Origin of the sequence: Rhodoplanes sp. SY1 (assembly GCF_046000175.1) — a bacterium.
Taxonomy (GTDB): Bacteria; Pseudomonadota; Alphaproteobacteria; order Rhizobiales; family Xanthobacteraceae; genus Rhodoplanes.
In genome coordinates, this window is record NZ_JBEOMB010000401.1 from 1 (window position 1) to 883 (window position 883).

The 883-nt window shown below is 72.1% G+C and carries 1 protein-coding gene; it reads right to left on the minus strand.

The window, feature by feature from the left end; genetic code table 11:
- Positions 1-131: 131 nt before the first annotated feature.
- On the minus strand, positions 132-883 hold a 752-nt coding region (locus ABTU92_RS29945), incomplete at its 5' end, for a DNA-methyltransferase (RefSeq protein WP_408095176.1).

Sequence of the window (883 nt, forward strand, 5' to 3'; positions counted from 1 at the left end):
TCGGGGGTTCGAATCCCTCAGCCGGCACCAGACCGTGGTCCAAATCGGGGCCGAGCGGGACGGACCACGTGCTCGCGAGCGGACGCCGCCGGATCTGTAGCGCGCAAAATCGAATGGCATAGCGCGCAAGATCAGGTGGCAGCGGTTTTCGCCTCCCTTGAAGCCGCCTTCACGGCCTCTTCGAGGCGCCGGCACGCCACCTCGTGATAGGCCGGCTCGACCTCGATCCCGATATAGGGCAGCCCCCGGGCGACGCAGGCGACCCCGACGGTTCCGGACCCCATGAACGGGTCGAGGATCGGTCCCTCCATGAGGCCGAGCAGGCCGGCCATTACCTCGACCGGCTTTCCGGCGATGTGGTGCTTCACCTTCGGCACCGGCGCCCGGAACACGCCCGGGGCGACCGGCCCGGCCAGCGCCCGGGGGCCGTTGGTGGCCCACACCGCATACTCGGCCTGGACCCGGTAGCGCCCGCGCTGTGGACGGCTTCCCTCGGTCTTGTCCCAGGGCACGATCCCCCGCCACACCCAGCCGGCGCACTGCACGGCGTCGGTGGTCACCGGCAGCTGCCGCCAGTCCGAGAAGACGACGAGCAGGCCCCCGGGCGGCACAAGGCACCGGGCCCGGCCCATCCAGAGGGTCGACCAGGCCAGGAACGAGCGCTGGTCGCGGGTGTCGCCCTGGAACTCCGGGTACGCGCCGCGACGGGAGTGGTGCAGGTACTTGGCCGAGGTCGCCGCCGCCCGGTCGCGGACGTCGCCGCCGCTGCAGTAAGGCGGGTCGGTCAGCACGGCGCCGACCGAGCCGGGCGCGAGTTCGGTCAGGACGTCGAGGGCGTCGCCGAGGACGAGCGTGGCCGGCCCGATGGTCCGGCGTTCGATGG